The 14,747-nt window shown below is 70.0% G+C and carries 14 protein-coding genes and 1 pseudogene; 6 read left to right on the top strand and 9 right to left on the bottom strand.

The features are described 5' to 3' along the window. From FV222_RS06080 to FV222_RS06065, 4 genes are all read left to right on the top strand, one after another. On the top strand, positions 1 to 1,652 hold a 1,652-nt coding region (locus tag FV222_RS06080), incomplete at its 5' end, for a flavodoxin domain-containing protein (RefSeq protein WP_147813453.1). A gap of 188 nt (positions 1,653 to 1,840) precedes the next feature. Continuing rightward, positions 1,841 to 3,637 (top strand): NADPH-dependent assimilatory sulfite reductase hemoprotein subunit, encoded by a 1,797-nt coding sequence (locus FV222_RS06075; RefSeq protein WP_147752548.1) that lies wholly within the window; start codon positions 1,841 to 1,843, stop codon positions 3,635 to 3,637. A 90-nt stretch (positions 3,638 to 3,727) separates the two neighbouring features. Then, a complete protein-coding gene (locus tag FV222_RS06070) occupies positions 3,728 to 4,825 on the top strand; it encodes a Gfo/Idh/MocA family oxidoreductase (RefSeq protein ID WP_147752547.1) in 1,098 nt (365 codons plus the stop codon). A gap of 268 nt (positions 4,826 to 5,093) precedes the next feature. Further along, positions 5,094 to 5,291 carry a hypothetical protein gene (locus FV222_RS06065; RefSeq protein ID WP_147752546.1) on the top strand — a complete coding sequence of 66 codons (198 nt, stop codon included), beginning with the start codon at positions 5,094 to 5,096 and terminating at the stop codon, positions 5,289 to 5,291. Positions 5,292 to 5,623: 332 nt separating this feature from the next. Here FV222_RS06065 and FV222_RS06060 read toward each other — a convergent pair whose 3' ends face one another. Both FV222_RS06060 and FV222_RS06055 read right to left on the bottom strand, forming a co-directional pair. Continuing rightward, entirely contained in the window at positions 5,624 to 5,860 is a 237-nt protein-coding gene (locus FV222_RS06060; protein ID WP_210248456.1) for a hypothetical protein, read from the bottom strand. 95 nt (positions 5,861 to 5,955) lie between these two features. After that, positions 5,956 to 6,726 (bottom strand): glucose 1-dehydrogenase, encoded by a 771-nt coding sequence (locus FV222_RS06055; protein WP_147752544.1) that lies wholly within the window; start codon positions 6,724 to 6,726, stop codon positions 5,956 to 5,958. Between the two features lie 137 nt (positions 6,727 to 6,863). Here FV222_RS06055 and FV222_RS06050 point away from each other — a divergent pair, with 137 nt between their 5' ends. Further along, positions 6,864 to 7,493, top strand: a complete 630-nt coding sequence (locus FV222_RS06050; protein WP_147752543.1) for a TetR family transcriptional regulator — start codon at positions 6,864 to 6,866, stop codon at positions 7,491 to 7,493. A 10-nt stretch (positions 7,494 to 7,503) separates the two neighbouring features. Here the strand turns inward: FV222_RS06050 and FV222_RS06045 are convergent, their stop codons facing one another. The 5 genes from FV222_RS06045 to FV222_RS06025 all read right to left on the bottom strand — a co-directional run bounded on the left by FV222_RS06045 (position 7,504) and on the right by FV222_RS06025 (position 12,180). Next, positions 7,504 to 7,848: a DUF1330 domain-containing protein gene (locus FV222_RS06045; RefSeq protein WP_147752542.1), complete on the bottom strand. Its 345-nt coding sequence runs from the start codon at positions 7,846 to 7,848 to the stop codon at positions 7,504 to 7,506. A 5-nt stretch (positions 7,849 to 7,853) separates the two neighbouring features. Next, positions 7,854 to 8,573 carry an orotidine-5'-phosphate decarboxylase gene (gene pyrF, locus FV222_RS06040; RefSeq protein ID WP_147752541.1) on the bottom strand — a complete coding sequence of 240 codons (720 nt, stop codon included), beginning with the start codon at positions 8,571 to 8,573 and terminating at the stop codon, positions 7,854 to 7,856. Positions 8,574 to 8,585: 12 nt separating this feature from the next. Then, a complete protein-coding gene (locus tag FV222_RS06035; RefSeq protein ID WP_147762001.1) occupies positions 8,586 to 9,272 on the bottom strand; it encodes a uracil-DNA glycosylase family protein in 687 nt (228 codons plus the stop codon). Between the two features lie 166 nt (positions 9,273 to 9,438). Then, on the bottom strand, positions 9,439 to 11,655 hold the full coding sequence (locus FV222_RS06030; protein ID WP_147762002.1) for a xanthine dehydrogenase family protein molybdopterin-binding subunit: 2,217 nt from the start codon (positions 11,653 to 11,655) through the stop codon (positions 9,439 to 9,441). 69 nt (positions 11,656 to 11,724) lie between these two features. Beyond that, entirely contained in the window at positions 11,725 to 12,180 is a 456-nt protein-coding gene (locus FV222_RS06025; protein ID WP_147752538.1) for a (2Fe-2S)-binding protein, read from the bottom strand. Between the two features lie 289 nt (positions 12,181 to 12,469). Here FV222_RS06025 and FV222_RS06020 point away from each other — a divergent pair, with 289 nt between their 5' ends. Continuing rightward, positions 12,470 to 14,026, top strand: coding sequence for a HAMP domain-containing sensor histidine kinase (locus FV222_RS06020; RefSeq protein ID WP_147752537.1), 1,557 nt, complete (start codon positions 12,470 to 12,472; stop codon positions 14,024 to 14,026). Between the two features lie 17 nt (positions 14,027 to 14,043). On the opposite strand, the gene FV222_RS06015 is transcribed toward FV222_RS06020, so the two are convergent. Beyond that, positions 14,044 to 14,460, bottom strand: a complete 417-nt coding sequence (locus FV222_RS06015; RefSeq protein ID WP_147813451.1) for an EVE domain-containing protein — start codon at positions 14,458 to 14,460, stop codon at positions 14,044 to 14,046. Between the two features lie 23 nt (positions 14,461 to 14,483). Continuing rightward, positions 14,484 to 14,747 (bottom strand): annotated as a pseudogene (locus FV222_RS06010) (hypothetical protein); the annotation flags it as partial.

Raw genomic sequence — 14,747 nt, 5'->3', positions numbered from 1 at the left:
CCTTGGCGCGCGAGGCCTCCTCGTCGCGCCGGGCCCCGCCGAAGGCCGCCGAGCCGCTGACGATCATCTACGCGAGCGAATCGGGCAACTGCGAGTCGCTGGCCGGCAACGTCGCCAAGCTCGCGCGCAAGCAGGGCTTCAAGCCGAAGGTCATCGACTTCGCCGACCTCGACCTTGCGGTGCTGCCGAAGGCCGGCAAGCTCGTCGCCATCGCCGCGACCTGGGGCGAAGGCGAGCCGCCGGCTCGTGCGGTCTCCACCTACAACGCGCTGATGGGCGACGGCGCCCCGCGCCTCGACGGCGTGGAGTTCGCCGTGCTGGCGCTCGGCGACACCTCCTATGCCGAGTTCTGCGCTATCGGAAAGGCGCTCGACGCCCGCTTCGAGGCGCTCGGCGGCAAGCGCGCGGCGGAGCGCGCCGACCTCGACCTCGACTTCGAGAAGCCGGCGGCCGACTGGATCAAGGGAACCCTGAAGGCGCTGGCCCCGGCGCCCGTCGCCGCCGACAACGTCGTGGCGGTAGACTTCGCCCGCGCCGCCTCGTCCGAGGACGATGAGGCCGAGCCGAGCCGCGAGCCGGTCGTCGTCGAGGTGGTCGAGCATGTGAACCTCAACTCCTCGCGCTCCGACAAGGAGACGATCCACCTCGCCCTGGCCTTCGAGGACGGCGCCCCCGCCTACGAGCCCGGCGATTCGCTGGAGATCTACCCGGAGAACGACCCGGCGCTCGTCGAGGAGATCCTGAAGGCGACCGGGCTCACCGGCGACGAGGCCCTGCGCCGCTCGCTGCTGGCCGAGCGCGACATCACCACCCTCTCGGCCGCCACCGTCGAGCGCTTCGTGAAGGCCACCGGACACGAGGAGGCCAAGCGCCTGATCGAGGGCGGCGAAGTCCGCGCCTGGATCGAGGGGCGTCACCTCATCGACCTGATCGAAACCTATCCGGCGGCGCTGACCGCCGAGCACCTCGGCGGCATCACCCGGCCGCTGCCGCCGCGCGCCTACTCGATCGCCTCGTCACGCAAGGAAGTCGGCGACGAGGTCCATCTCGCCATCGCCGCCGTGCGCTACGAGACCCACGGCAAGGCGCGCTCCGGCGTCGCCTCGACCCACGTCGCCGACCGGATCTCGGACGGCGCGAAGCTCCGGGTCCGCCTGAAGCCGAACCGCCACTTCCGCCTGCCGGCCGACCCGGCGACCGACATCATCATGGTCGGCCCCGGTACCGGCGTCGCGCCGTTCCGCGCCTTCGTGCAGGAGCGCCGCGCCGTCGAGGCCACCGGCCGCAGGGTCGGCAGATCTTGGCTGTTCTTCGGCGACCGGCACTTCACCCACGACTTCCTGTACCAGCTCGAATGGCAGGAGGCGCTGGAGGACCGCTCGCTGACCCGGATCGACGTCGCGTTCTCGCGCGACCAGCCGGAGAAGCTCTACGTCCAGCACCGCATCGACCAGCATCGCGCGGAGCTGGTGGAGTGGCTGGAGGGCGGCGCGCACCTCTACGTCTGCGGCGACGCCAAGGCGATGGCCAAGGACGTGCGCCTCGCGGTCGAGAACGCCTACGCAGCGGTGAAGGGCACGAGTGCCGACGATGCCGCAGCGGCGGTGTCGGCCCTTGAGCGCGCCGGGCGTTACCAGCAGGACGTGTACTGACACGCGCCAGCTCTCCCCCCACTGCGGGGGAGGGTGGCCCCTGCCTTGGCAGGGGTCGGGAGAGGGGAACGCCCTTTCCGGAGATGTCGCTCCCCTCTCCCGACCCGCTTCGCGGGCCACCCTCTCCCGCAGAGGGGAGAGGGATCGGCGATCCCTGAGATTTGCGAGAACGAAGTCGGATCACCGCCATGGACGACCACAAGCCCGTTTCCGAGCGCGTCTACGAGACCCCGCCGACCGGTCGCCCGATCGACGAGGCCGAGGCCGCGCGGACCGCGGGGCTCGCGCACAACGAGCACCTGAAGATCGCGAGCGGCTATCTCCGCGGTGGCTTAGCCGACGGGCTGCTCAAGCATGCCACCGGCGCGATCTCCGACGACGACGGGCAGCTCGTGAAGTTCCACGGGATGTACCTGCAGGACGACCGCGACCTGCGCCCTGAGCGGACCAAGAAGAAGCTCGACAAGGCCTACGCCTTCATGATCCGCCTGCGCATCGCCGGCGGCGTCATCAGCCCGAAGCAGTGGCTGGCCCTCGACGACATCGCCACGACCTACGCCGGCGACGCGATCCGCGCGACCACGCGCCAGACCTTCCAGTACCACGGCGTCATCAAGTCGAACCTCAAGCGCACCATGGCGGCGATCGACGCGGCGCTGCTCGACACCATCGCGGCCTGCGGCGACGTCAACCGCAACGTCATGGCCGCGACCAATCCGGCCCAGACCCACGCGCACGCCGCGGCCTACGCGCTCGCCAAGGACATTTCCGACTCGCTGTTGCCGAAGACCAACGCGTGGCGCGAGATCTGGCTCGACGGCGAGAAGGTCGTCGGCGGCGAGGAGGAGTTCGAGCCGGTCTACGGCAGGACCTACCTGCCGCGGAAATTCAAGGTCGTCGTCGCGGTGCCGCCGTCGAACGAGGTCGACGTGTTCGCTCACGACCTCGGCTTCATCGCGATCCTCGACCAGAACAACAAGCTCACCGGCTGGAACGTCACCGTCGGCGGCGGCATGGGCATGACCCACGGCGAGACGGACACCTTCCCGCGCACCGCCGACCTGATGCTGTTCTGCAAGCCGGACGAGGCCGTGAAGGTCGCGGAAGCCGTGATGACGGTGCAGCGCGACTGGGGCAATCGCACAAACCGCAAGAACGCCCGGCTGAAGTACACGATCGAGCGCTACGGCCTGAAGGCGTTCCGCGCCGAGGTCGAGAAGCGCGTCGGCATCAGCTTCGCCGACCCGAAGCCCTTCACCTTCACCGGCAACGGCGACCGCTATGGCTGGACGGAGGGCGACGACGGCCGCCACCACCTCACGCTCTACGTGCCGTCGGGCCGGATCAAGGATTATGAGGACGGCCCGAAGTTCCTCAGCGGCCTGCGCCGGATCGCCACCGAGCACGAGGGCGACTTCCGCCTCACCGGCAACCAGAACGTCATCATCGCCAACGTCCCGTCCGAGAAGCGGGCGGCGATCGAGGCGTTGGTCGACGAGTACGGCCTGACCAAGGGCGCAGGTGCCCTTCGCCGCAATTCGATCGCCTGCGTTGCGCTGCCGACCTGCGGCTTGGCGCTCGCAGAGAGCGAGCGCTACCTGCCGCACCTGATGACCGAGCTGGAAGAGAGCTTGGCCCGCCACGGCCTACAGGATGACGAGATCACCATCCGCTCGACCGGCTGCCCGAACGGCTGCGCCCGCCCCTTCATCGCCGAGATCGGCCTCGTCGGCCGCGGACCGGAGCGCTACCACCTCTATCTCGGCGCCGCCTTCGACGGCTCGCGCCTGGGCAAGCTCTACCGCGAGGACGTGGTGGCGTCGGAGATCCGCGACACCCTCGACCCGCTCTTCGCCGACTACGCCAAGAGCCGGAACCCGGGCGAGCGCTTCGGCGACTTCCTCGTCCGCGCCGGCCACGTGGCCAAGACGACGAACGGGCCGGACTTCCACGACAACATCGGCGCGCTGAAGCCCGCCGCCTGACGCCGGGCCGCCGGGACCGTCCGGCGGTCCTCGCGGAAACCTCGGCTCGCACCTCGCGTTGCGCCTGCGTTGGCGCAACCGGGGGCGAGCATGGGTGAGGCGAAGACGATCCGTTACGCGGTGGTCGGCGGCGGTTGGATCTCGCAGGCGGCCTTCATGCCGGCGGTGGCGCAGACCGGCAATTCCGCGATCACGGCCCTGGTCACCGGCGACCCGGAGAAGGCCACGGCGCTCGGCGAGCGTTACGGGCTGACGGCGTTCTCCTACGAGCGGTATCCCGAGGCGCTGGCGTCCGGGCTGTTCGATGCCGTCTACCTCGCGCTGCCGAACGGCATGCACCGCGACTACGCCGTGCCGGCGCTGGAGGCCGGCCTCCACGTGCTGCTCGAGAAGCCGATGGCGACGAGCGTCGCCGATTGCGAGGCGATCATCGCGGCGGCCGAGCGCGGCAACGCGCGGCTGATGCTCGCCTACCGCCTGCACTTCGAGCCCGGCACCCTCGATGCGATCGAGCGCGTGCGCGCCGGGGCGATCGGCGAACCGCTGGTGTTCTCGGCGACGTTCGGCCAGCACGTGGCGACCGAGAACCACCGCGCGCACCGGGGCTACTGGGCCGGCCCGGTCCCCGACATGGGCACTTACCCAATCAACGCCGTGCGCAACCTGTTCTCCGACGAGCCGGTCGAGGTCCACGCCCACGGCGCCCGCCGGCCGGGGAGCCCCTACGGCTTCCACGGCACGGTCGCGGTGACGCTGCGCTTCCCCGGCGATCGCCTGGCGCAGTTCACGGTCTCCTACGAGACCGACTCGGTCGACGCCTACCGCGTCGTCGGCACCGAGGGCGACCTGCTGATGGCGCCGGGCTTCACCTTCGGCCAGCCGCTTGCGGGCGAGCTGACCCGCGTCGGCAAGACCGAAAGCCTGTCCTACCCGAGCGTCGACCAGTTCGGCGCCGAGACGCGGTACTTCTCTGATTGCATCCTGGACGGCCGGGTGCCGGAGCCGGACGGCGAGGAAGGCCTCGCCGACGTCCGCATCTTGGCAGCAATCGAGCGCGCGCTCGAGACCGGCCAGCCGCAGACGCTGCCGCCGATGCGACGCCGGACCCGACCCGACAAGTCGCAGGCGATCGAATTGCCGGAGATCACGGTCCCCGAACTGGTGAACGCCGCCAAGCCGGGCGGCTGAGGGCGTCCATCGAAATCCGGCCCGGAACACGCACCTTCCTACCAAGACCCCGATGCTGAGGCGGTTTGTGGAAGCGGCCGGCGAAGACGCGTTGGAGTGCGTCTGCGATGGGAACAAGCTTTGGTACGGTCGGCCATGCTGCTTCGCAGCAAAGCCGCCGCGCCCTTCATGGTCCTGAGCTTGGCCGTTCCGGTGCGATAATTCTTCGTCGGCACCGAACGAAGTGCGATTCTGCTCGTTGTCCCGAAAATCCGTACGGGACCGCGACATGGCCAAGCACGAAATCCTCGGATACTTCGAACATCGCCGCGACGGCGCCTGGGTCTGCGTCCGGCCGTTCACGCTCACCACGAAGAGCGCGGCGGTCGACATCCGCCAGGGCATGCGCTTCGACTACGGCAAGCGCATCGGCGGCGTGGACCTCGCCGAGTACCTGGAGCAGCTCGGCTCCCAGTTCGGATCGTAGACCTTCGCGTCTACGGTCAGGCACTAATTACGCGATGCAGGTCGCAACGCCGACGCTCTTCCAAAGCGTGACGGCGGTTCTGTAGGTGCGTCCATGGCGGCCGGCGATCTTCGCCGGCTTCTCTATGTTTGCCGCGGTGATTCCTCAAGCGCGGGGTTCGCGCCGGTCGATCCGTAGCATTACGGTGCGCTTAGCACGTACCGCCCTTACCATCTCGCCTCGCATGACTCGTCGTCTCGCGACATCTGCGCCGCCGTCTGATCCGCAAGTTTCCATAGGATGCCGGGCTGTCTGGCAAGGCCGGCGTCGGCGGTAGCTGCGCCTGACACGACCTACGCCAACTCGTTCACTTGGGTGGGGACGACCAGGATATCGTCCCTCGTCGTGCCGATATCGGCCTCCGCCGTGCCGGACGAGCTGCCAATACGTTCGATGGCCAAGTCGACATCCGCCGTTATGGCGTCCGGGACCTCCCCATCGAGCCGTGCGACGGACTTTTCGAAAACCGCCACCGCCAGCAAGGCATCCGGAATCCGCGCTGAAGGTCCGGCCTCGAACCGGAAGGGCATGCCCAGAGGTGTGGTTTTCGGCCGCAATCCTTCTCCGCACACGCCCGACGTCAGGCGACGAGATCAACCCGTCACCGGACGTCGGTTGATGGCGTTCAGGCGCCGCCCCACTGCATCGTCAGCCCGCCGTCGACCACGAGCGTGTGCCCGGTCACGTAGTCGGCGTCGTCGCTGCTGAGGTAGAGGATCGCCTTGGCGATGTCGTCGGGCTGGCCCGCGCGGTGCCACGGGATGCGCTCGAGCGACTTTGCGAGCACCTTCGGGTCCTCGAAGCGGTCGGCGGTCATCGGCGTCTCGATCAGGCCGGGCGCGACGTTGTTGACGTTGATCCGGTCGTCGGCGAGCTCGCGCGACAGGCTTCGGCACAGCGAGCCGACGCCCGCCTTCGACATGCCGTAGGGAGCGCTTTCCGGCGTCGGCAGGTGCTGAGCCACCGAAGACACCATGACGATCTTGCCGCGCCCGCCTTGCGCCCGGCGCACCTTGATGAAGGCGCGCGCGCAGAACAGCGGACCCATCAGGTTGACGCGCAGGATCCGCTCCAGCCGCTCGTCCTCCATGTCCGCGACCGCCATGCCGCTCATCGCCTGGCCGGCGTTGGCCACCAGGATGTCGAGGGGGCCGAGGTCGCTGGCGACGCGGTCGAAGGTGGCGGCGACCGAGGCCGGGTCGCCGACGTCGTTCTGGATCACGAGCGCCCGGCGCCCGGTCTCCTCCACGAGGCGGGTGGTCTCGGCGATGCCGTCCGCGTCGGTGTTGTAGGTGATCGCCACGTCCGCGCCGTGCTGCGCGAACAGGAGCGCCGTCGCCCGGCCGATCCCGGAATCGGCGCCGGTGATCAGGGCCTTCTTGCCTTCGAGCTTCATCGATGTCGGCTTTGCTGCGTGAGGTGCGGCCTCGGGGGGCCGGGTCAGCGGGCCAATTCGAGCGCGGCGGCACGGTTCCGCGCGGGTCCGACGGCCGACATTTTGACGCTTCGCCGGATTGCGGCATACGCTCGGGGATGACCATCGCCGTCCCCGTCGAACCCATCCTGAGCGAAGAGAGCGCGCCCACGACCCGCTGCCGCATCCTGGCGACGGCCGAGCGTTCGTTCCGCGAGATCGGCTACCAGAAGACCACCGTCGCCGACATCGCCAAGACGCTGAAGATGAGCCCGGCCAACGTCTACCGCTTCTTCGACTCGAAGAAGGCGATCAACGAGGCGGTGGTGGAGCGCCTGATCGGCGAGGTCGAGGCGCTGATCTCGGCGATCGCCGACGCGCCGGGCTCGCGCGCCGCCGACCGTCTTACGGCGGTGATCGAAGCCTTGCACCGCGACACCCACGAGCGCTGCAGCGCCTTCCCGCGGATGCACGAGATGATCGAGGCGGCGATGAGCGAGAGCTGGGACGTCTGCCGCCACCACGTCGACCGGATCGGCGCTGTTTTCGAGCGGATCGTCGTCGACGGCGTCGCCCGCGGCGAGTTCGAGACGGACGACCCCGCCGGCGCGGCGCGCTGCCTGCACACGGCGATCGCGCGCTACAGCCATCCGCTGCTGGTCAGCCAGTACCCGGATGCGCCGGTGCCGCAGCTCGACGTGATGACCGCGTTCCTGCTGCGCAGCCTGCGGCCGGTCGGCGCGCGCTGAGGCGGCCCGCCTATTCCGAGGCGGGGTTGTCGGGCTCGGACGCGATGCCGACGCTCGGCTGCTCGCCGTCGTAGCCTTCGATGATCAGGATGTCGGCGTCGGCGCCGTCCTTCTGCTTGGCGCGGGCGGCCTGGTACAGGTCCGACTTCCAGCAGGCGACGGCGTCGTCGTAGCTCGCGAACTCGATCACGACGTTGCGGGCGCGCGTCGTGCCGACCACGGCCTCGAAGCGGCCGCCGCGCACCAGGAAGCGGCCGCCGAAGGCGGCGAAGGCCGCGCCGTTCGAGGCGGCGTAGTCCTTGTAGGCCTCCGCGTCGCGGACATCGACCCGGACGATCCAGTAGCCGCGCGTCATCGTCGTCACTCCTGTGCTGCCATCTCGGCGAGGATCGCCTGCGTCACGGCGCGCGGGTCGGCGGCCGCGGTGATCGGGCGCCCGACGACGACGTGGTCGATGCCCGCCGCGCGCGCCTGCCCCGGGGTCATAACCCGCTTCTGGTCGCCGCTGTCGCTGCCCGCCGGCCGGATGCCCGGCGTCACGATCAGGCTCGCCGGGCCGACCACGTTGCGCACGGCCTGCGCCTCGAAGGCGCTGCAGACGATGCCGTCGATCCCGGCTTCCGCCGCCTGGAAGGCACGGTGCGCCACGAGTTCGGAGATCGGCAGGGCGTAGCCGGATTCGCGTGCGTCGCCCTCGTCGTAGGAAGTCAGCACCGTCACCGCGAGGATCTTCAGGCTCGACGTGCCGCGCCCGCGCACGGCCGCGCGCATGGTCTGCGGATAGGCGTGCACCGTCAAAAAGGTGGCGCCGAGTCCGGAGAGCGCGCGCACCCCCTCCTCGACCGTGTTGCCGATGTCGTGCAGCTTCAGGTCGAGGAAGACCTTGAGCCCGCGCGCGGCGAGTTCCGGCACCAGCGCCAGCCCGCCCGCATAGGCCAGCCGGTAGCCGATCTTGTAGAAGGTCGCGGCGTCGCCGATCCGATCGACCATGGCCCGTGCCGCGGCCGGCTCGTCGAGGTCGAGGGCGACGATGAGGCGGTCGCGCGGATCGGTCGGGCTCTGAGAGGTTGAATCACGCATCGTGGTTCCCGATCACGCCGCCGGGTTCGGTGTCAATCGCGCAGCCGAGGGGGCAGGCATGACACCGGGCTTCAGGACCGCAGGTGCCATGACGCGCGCGACCTCCGCCTTCAGCACCGGCAGCAGCTCGGCCTCGAACCAAGGCTCGCGCTTGAGCCAGCCGTTGTTGCGCCAGGACGGATGCGGCAGCGGCAGGACCCGCGGCGCCCGCGGCTCGGCCAGGATCTCGCGCCAGCGGCGGACCGTGCCGGTGAGCCCGTCCGGCATCTTTCCGAGGTGCCAGGCCTGCGCGTACTGGCCGATCACGAGGATCAGCTCCAGGTCCGGCAAGCCGGCGAAGAGCTCGCCGCGCCAGCGCTCGGCGCATTCCCGCCGCGGCGGCTTGTCGCCGCCCTTGGCATCGAGTCCCGGGAAGCACGAGCCCATCGGCACGATCGCGATCCGGCCGGCATCGTAGAACGCGGCCTCGTCCAGGCCGAGCCAGGATCGCAGCCGCACGCCGGACGGGTCCATGAACGGGATGCCGGTGCGGTGCGCCCGCGTCCCCGGCGCCTGGCTCGCGATGCACAGGCGCGCCGTAGCGCTGCCCTGGACGATCGGCAGCGGCTCCTGCGGCAGCGGCGCGCCGTAGAGCGGCGTGTCCCGGCAGATCCGGCAGGCGCGCAGGTTCGCGGCGGTGGTGTCGAAGGCGGTGACCATGCTCGATGTGAGATGGGCACGACGCCGCGTTTCGGCGAGGATGCATCGACGCGACCAAAAGAAACGGCGCGGGACTGAAGGCCCGCGCCGCGTTTTGAGGTGGGTTCGAAGCTCTGGGAAGCCGGGTGACGCTAAGCTTCGTGTGCCGTCCGCGACGTGTCCTGCCTCACACGCCCTTCAGGCCTGCGAGGTCGAGGGGCAGCGAGCGCAGGCGCTGGCCCGTGGCGGCGAAGATCGCGTTGGAGATCGAGGGTGCCAGCACCGGGACGCCGGGCTCGCCGATGCCGGTCGGCGCCGCCGAGGACGGCACGATGTGGACCTCGACCACCGGCATCTCGCTCATCCGGGTCGGCTCGTAGGTGTCGAAGTTCTTCTCCTGCACCACGCCGTCCTTGAGGGTGATGCGGTTGCGCAGCACCGAGGAGAGGGCGAAGCCCACCGCGCCCTCGACCTGCGCACGGATCACGTCCGGGTTGACCGCGACGCCGACATCCACCGCCGCGACGATGCGGTTGACCTTCACCTTGGCGTCCTCGGCGGTGATGTCGGCGACCATCGCCACGTAGGAGCCGAAGGATTCGTGCGCGGCGATGCCGAGGCCCCGGCCCTTGCCGTTGGTCTTGGCTCCCGAATCCCAGTTCGCCTTCTCGGCGGCGAGCTTGAGCACGCCCGAGAGGCGCGGCGCGGCGGTCAGCAGCGAAAGCCGGTAGGCGAGCGGGTCGACGTCGGCGGCATGCGCCAACTCGTCGATGAACACCTCCATCGCCTGCGCGGTGTGGCTGTGGCCGACCGAGCGCCACCACAGGACCGGCACGCCCTCGCGGGTGTTGTGGACCTCGAAGCGGTAGGCCGGCAGCGCGTAGGGCGTGTCGGACGCGCCCTCGACGGTGGTGGAATCGATCCCGTTCTTGACGATCATCGCCTCGAAGGGCGAGCCGATCATGATCGACTTGCCGACCATCACGTGCTGCCAGCCGACGATCCCGCCCTTGGCGTCGAGTCCGGCGCGGACCTTGTGGTAGACGGTCGGGCGGTAGTAGCCGCCGGCCATGTCGTCCTCGCGGGTCCAGACCAGGTGCACCGGCGCCTTGGCCCGCGTCGCCTTCAGGATGGTCGCGGCCTCGGTGATGTAGTCGGCCGAGGGCGTGGCGCGCCGTCCGAACGAGCCGCCGGCCCATTGCGTGTGCAGGCGGACCTTGTCGGTGGTGGTGCCCATCACCGCGGCGACGGCGGCCTGCTCGATCGTCTGGAACTGCAGGCCGGCGTAGACGTCGTAGCCCCCATCCGGCGCGCGCTCGATCGTGGCGTTCAGCGGCTCCATCGCGGCGTGCGCCAGGTAGGGGAAGGTGAACTCCGCCTCCAGCACCTTGGCCGCGCCCTTGATGCCGGCTTCCGGGTCGCCGCGCTCGGAGGCGACGAGGCCGGGCCGCTTGGCCTGTTCGCGGTAGCCGGCCAGGATCGCGTCGGAGGAATGCGCCTCCGCCGCGCCGTCGTCCCATACGACTTTCAGCGCCTCGCGGCCCTTCATCGCCGACCAGGTGTCCTTGGCGACGACCGCGACGCCGGACGGGATCGCGACGACGTCGACCACCCCCGCGACCTTGCGGGTCGCCGCGTCGTCGAAGCTCTTCACCGTACCGCCGAAGCGCGGCGGGCGGGCGACGACGGCGGTGACCTGGCCGGGGCGGCGGATGTCGAGGGCGTAGACCGCGCTGCCGTCCGTCTTGGCGACGGAATCGAGGCGCGGCACGCGAGCGCCGATCAGTGTCCACTGGCTCGGGTCCTTCAGGTGCGGCTCCTGCGGCACCGGAAGCGTCGCCGCCGACGCGGCGAGTTCGCCGAACCGCGCCTGCCGGTTCGAGCCCGCATGGCGGACGACGCCGTTCGCGACCGTGATCTCGCCCGCCGGCACCTTCCACTGGTAGGCGGCGGCGGCCACCAGCATCTCGCGGGCGGCGGCGCCCGCCTTGCGCAGCTGGAACCAGGAGTTGGCGACCGCGGTCGATCCGCCGGTCCCCTGGATCGGGCCCATCAGCATGTTGTTGTAGCGGGCGGCGTCGGCGGGGGCGAACTCGGTGCGCACCCGCGACCAATCCGCGTCGAGCTCGTCGGCGAGGATGGTGGCGAGGCCGGTCGTGTTGCCCTGCCCCATGTCGAGGTGCTTGATGATCACCGTCACGGTGTCGTCGGACCCGATCCGCACGAAGGCGTTCGGGTCCGCCTTCACCCCCGAAAGGTCGGGGCCGGCGGCGGCGCGCGCCGTGTTCTTCAGGTCGAGGCGGAAGCCGACGACGATGGCGCCGGTCGCGGCGGCGCCCCCGGCGAGGAAGCTGCGGCGGGTCGCGCGCGGAGAGCGCGGGTCCGTCTGACGGATCTTCAGCATGGCGTGGCTCCGGTCAGTGCGGGAACGGGTGAACAGTCTTGGGATGACGTGCGACGCGGACGCGAGCGATCACGCCAGCGTCTTGGCGGCCTCGTGGATCGCCGCGCGGATGCGCTGGTAGGTGCCGCAGCGGCAGACGTTGCCGTCCATGGCTCCGTCGATGTCGGCCTCGGACGGCTTCGGGTTCTCCGTGAGCAGGCCGATCGCGGACATGATCTGCCCGGACTGGCAGTAGCCGCACTGGACCACGTCGAGCTTGCGCCACGCGCCCTGCACCGCCTCGGCGACGCGGCCGGACACGCCCTCGATCGTGGTGACCTTGGCTTCGCCGACGTCGCCGATCCGGGTCTGGCAGGAGCGGACCGGCTGCCCGTCGAGGTGGACCGTGCAGGCGCCGCACTGGGCGATGCCGCAGCCGTACTTGGTGCCGGTCTTGTCGAGGTGGTCGCGCAGCGCCCAGAGCAACGGCATCTCGGGGTCGGCGTCGATCGCGTGCCGGACGCCGTTGACGGTGAGGTTCAGCATCCGAGATCTCCCGCGCGTAAGTCTCTCTCGTCGATCGCTAGTCCCGGCACGCCCCGATGCGATGTGCGTCCGCGCACCCGCGGCGAACACTTGTTGACGCGCCATCGACGAACGTAAGCCACCCGCCGGCGGCGAACACCTGGCACCGTGATCGCGACCTTCGCGCGATCAGGACAATCGTCGCGACCGCGGCAGGCCGTTCTTAACATATCGCGCGCAACGTCGGGCCTCTCATGTTGCGGTCCGGCGCGTCGAGCCGGCCCCCTTCGTCCAGCCTTCGAAGAGGCCGATGTCCGAACTGACGGTCGAGATGGTGCAGCGCGGCCGCGGTCCTTCGTCGGAAGAGGCCGTGCGACGCCGTGGGGTCGCACGCGACATGCGCTCGGCCCGGGAGAAGCTGACCTCGAAGACCGGCCTCGTGCGGGCGTTCGACTACGAGCTGCTGCGCCTCTACGCGCAGTACCGGGCGGGCGCCGGCATCCCGCTCGGCCTGTTCGCGATCGCGATGGCCAGCGCCACCTGCTTCTGGGTGGAGCCGCTGGTCGCGGCGATCTGGGCGCTCTGCGCGTTCCTGATGATCACCCTCAACGCGTCGATGAGCCGGAGCTTCCTCCGCGCCGAGCCCGGCGCGGTGTCCCTCGCGCGCTGGCGCCGACGCTTCGCCTTCGGCGAGGTGATGCAGAGCCTGAGCTGGTCGGCGATCGTCGGCCTGGGCATGCTGGGCGGCTGGCACTTCGCGCTGTTCGGCCTGATCATCGCGGCCGCCGTCGCCACGATGGTGGCCGCCACCGTTCCGACCGCCGCCGCAGCCGCCCTGGTGCCCCTCGCGCTGGCGACCCTGTGCCTCCTCACCTTCGCCCGCGAGGCCGACGCCGTGATGCTCGTCGCGATGGCGATCGGCTCGCAGATCTTCTTCCTCGGCCTGGCGCGCCGCATCTACACCTCCACTGTGGGCGCGCTGCAGTCTCGCGCGGAGAAGGATGCGGTGTTCGGCGAGCTGGAGCAGGCCAAGGCCAACTCCGACGAGGCCCGGCGCCGGGCGGAGGAGGCGAATCTCGCCAAGTCCCGGTTCCTGGCGACGATGAGCCACGAGTTGCGCACGCCGCTCAACGCCATCCTCGGCTTCTCCGAGGTGATGAAGAACGAGGTGTTCGGCCCCCATACCGCGCCGAGCTACGGCGAGTATTCCACCGACATCCACGACAGCGGCATGCATCTGCTGAACCTGATCAACGAGATCCTGGACCTCTCCCGGATCGAGGCCGGCCGCTACGAGCTCAACGAGGAGGCGGTGACGCTGGCCCACATCGTCGAGGAGTGCCGCCACATGATGGGGCTGAAGGCCCGCGGCAAGAACCAGACCTTCCTCGACTTCGTCGACGACACCCTGCCACGGCTTTGGGCCGACGAGCGCGCCCTGCGCCAGGTGGTGCTGAACCTGCTCTCGAACGCGGTGAAGTTCACCCCGCCCGGCGGCGAGATCACGATCAAGGTCGGCTGGACCAGCTCCGGCGGCCAGTACGTCGCGGTCAAGGACAGCGGCCCCGGCATCCCGGAGGACGAGCTCGGCACGGTCATGTCCTCGTTCGGCCGCGGTTCGCTCGCGATCAAGACCGCCGAGCAGGGCTCCGGCCTCGGCCTACCGATCGTGAAGGGCCTCGTCGACCTGCACGGCGGCAACTTCACCCTGAAGTCGCGCCCGCGCGAGGGCACCGAGGTGATCGTCACGCTGCCGGCGAGCCGGGTGATGGACACGCTCGCCGCCGTCGCCGTCGGGGGAGAGCCGGCGCCCGAGACGCGGGCCGGCACGAGCCGCCCCAAGGCCCCATCCGCCAAGGCGGCGTAAAAGCGACTTGCGCGCGGTCAGCCGAGCCCGCCCATGGCACGCACCAGCGACCACTCGGCCTCCGTCACCGGCTGCACCGACAGGCGCGAGTTGTTGACGAGCACCATGTCCTTGAGCGCCGACTCGGTCTTGATCGCATCGAGGGTGACAGGGTTCGGCAGTGCCTCGACGGCGGCGAGGTCGACCATGCCGAAGCGTCCGGTCGCGTCGGTGTGGTCCGGGTAGTACGGCTTGATCACGCGTACGATCCCGACGACGGCCTTGCCCTCGTTCGAGTGGTAGAAGAACCCGAGGTCGCCGACCTGCATCGCCATGAGCTGCTTCTTGGCGAGGTGGTTGCGCACCCCGTTCCAGTGGGTGCCGCCCTCCCCCGCCGCGAACTGCTGCGCCCACGACCAGGTCGCGGGTTCGGACTTGTAGAGCCAGTAGGCCATCCGTCTCGTCGCTCGTTCGAAAGTCAGGGCCGGCCGGCGGCGTCGGCCCAGAAGGCCAGGCTCGCCGGGTTGATCGGCGAACCCGCTTGCGCGTTGCGCAGGGTCGCGAACGCGTGGAAATCCTGCGCTTCCGCCGCGCCGAGGAGGTCGCGGGTCGCCGTGAGGATGCGGGTGATGCGCAGGTGGTTGTGGTCGTGCGGCACCAGCCACCGGTCGGTCCCGACGTAGAAGCGGCGCATGCGTGCGAGGGCGGCGCGCAGGCCTTCGCGGGCCGCCGGGTCGGCGCG

Source organism: Methylobacterium sp. WL103 (assembly GCF_008039885.1).
GTDB lineage: Bacteria > Pseudomonadota > Alphaproteobacteria > Rhizobiales > Beijerinckiaceae > Methylobacterium > Methylobacterium cerastii.
This window is presented reverse-complemented; position numbering and strand designations above follow the sequence as displayed.

Coding starts and splice junctions, on each gene's coding strand:
- FV222_RS06045 (WP_147752542.1), bottom strand. CDS start 7,848: ATGACGCGCGGCTACTGGATCGTCCGGGTCGATGTCCGCGACGCGGAG.
- FV222_RS06065 (WP_147752546.1), top strand. CDS start 5,094: ATGGCCAAGCACGAAATCCTCGGATACTTCGAACATCGCCGCGACGGC.
- FV222_RS06050 (WP_147752543.1), top strand. CDS start 6,864: ATGACCATCGCCGTCCCCGTCGAACCCATCCTGAGCGAAGAGAGCGCG.
- FV222_RS06060 (WP_210248456.1), bottom strand. CDS start 5,860: ATGCCCTTCCGGTTCGAGGCCGGACCTTCAGCGCGGATTCCGGATGCC.
- FV222_RS06070 (WP_147752547.1), top strand. CDS start 3,728: ATGGGTGAGGCGAAGACGATCCGTTACGCGGTGGTCGGCGGCGGTTGG.
- FV222_RS06030 (WP_147762002.1), bottom strand. CDS start 11,655: ATGCTGAAGATCCGTCAGACGGACCCGCGCTCTCCGCGCGCGACCCGC.
- FV222_RS06025 (WP_147752538.1), bottom strand. CDS start 12,180: ATGCTGAACCTCACCGTCAACGGCGTCCGGCACGCGATCGACGCCGAC.
- FV222_RS06075 (WP_147752548.1), top strand. CDS start 1,841: ATGGACGACCACAAGCCCGTTTCCGAGCGCGTCTACGAGACCCCGCCG.
- pyrF (WP_147752541.1), bottom strand. CDS start 8,573: ATGCGTGATTCAACCTCTCAGAGCCCGACCGATCCGCGCGACCGCCTC.
- FV222_RS06035 (WP_147762001.1), bottom strand. CDS start 9,272: ATGGTCACCGCCTTCGACACCACCGCCGCGAACCTGCGCGCCTGCCGG.
- FV222_RS06055 (WP_147752544.1), bottom strand. CDS start 6,726: ATGAAGCTCGAAGGCAAGAAGGCCCTGATCACCGGCGCCGATTCCGGG.
- FV222_RS06020 (WP_147752537.1), top strand. CDS start 12,470: ATGTCCGAACTGACGGTCGAGATGGTGCAGCGCGGCCGCGGTCCTTCG.
- FV222_RS06015 (WP_147813451.1), bottom strand. CDS start 14,460: ATGGCCTACTGGCTCTACAAGTCCGAACCCGCGACCTGGTCGTGGGCG.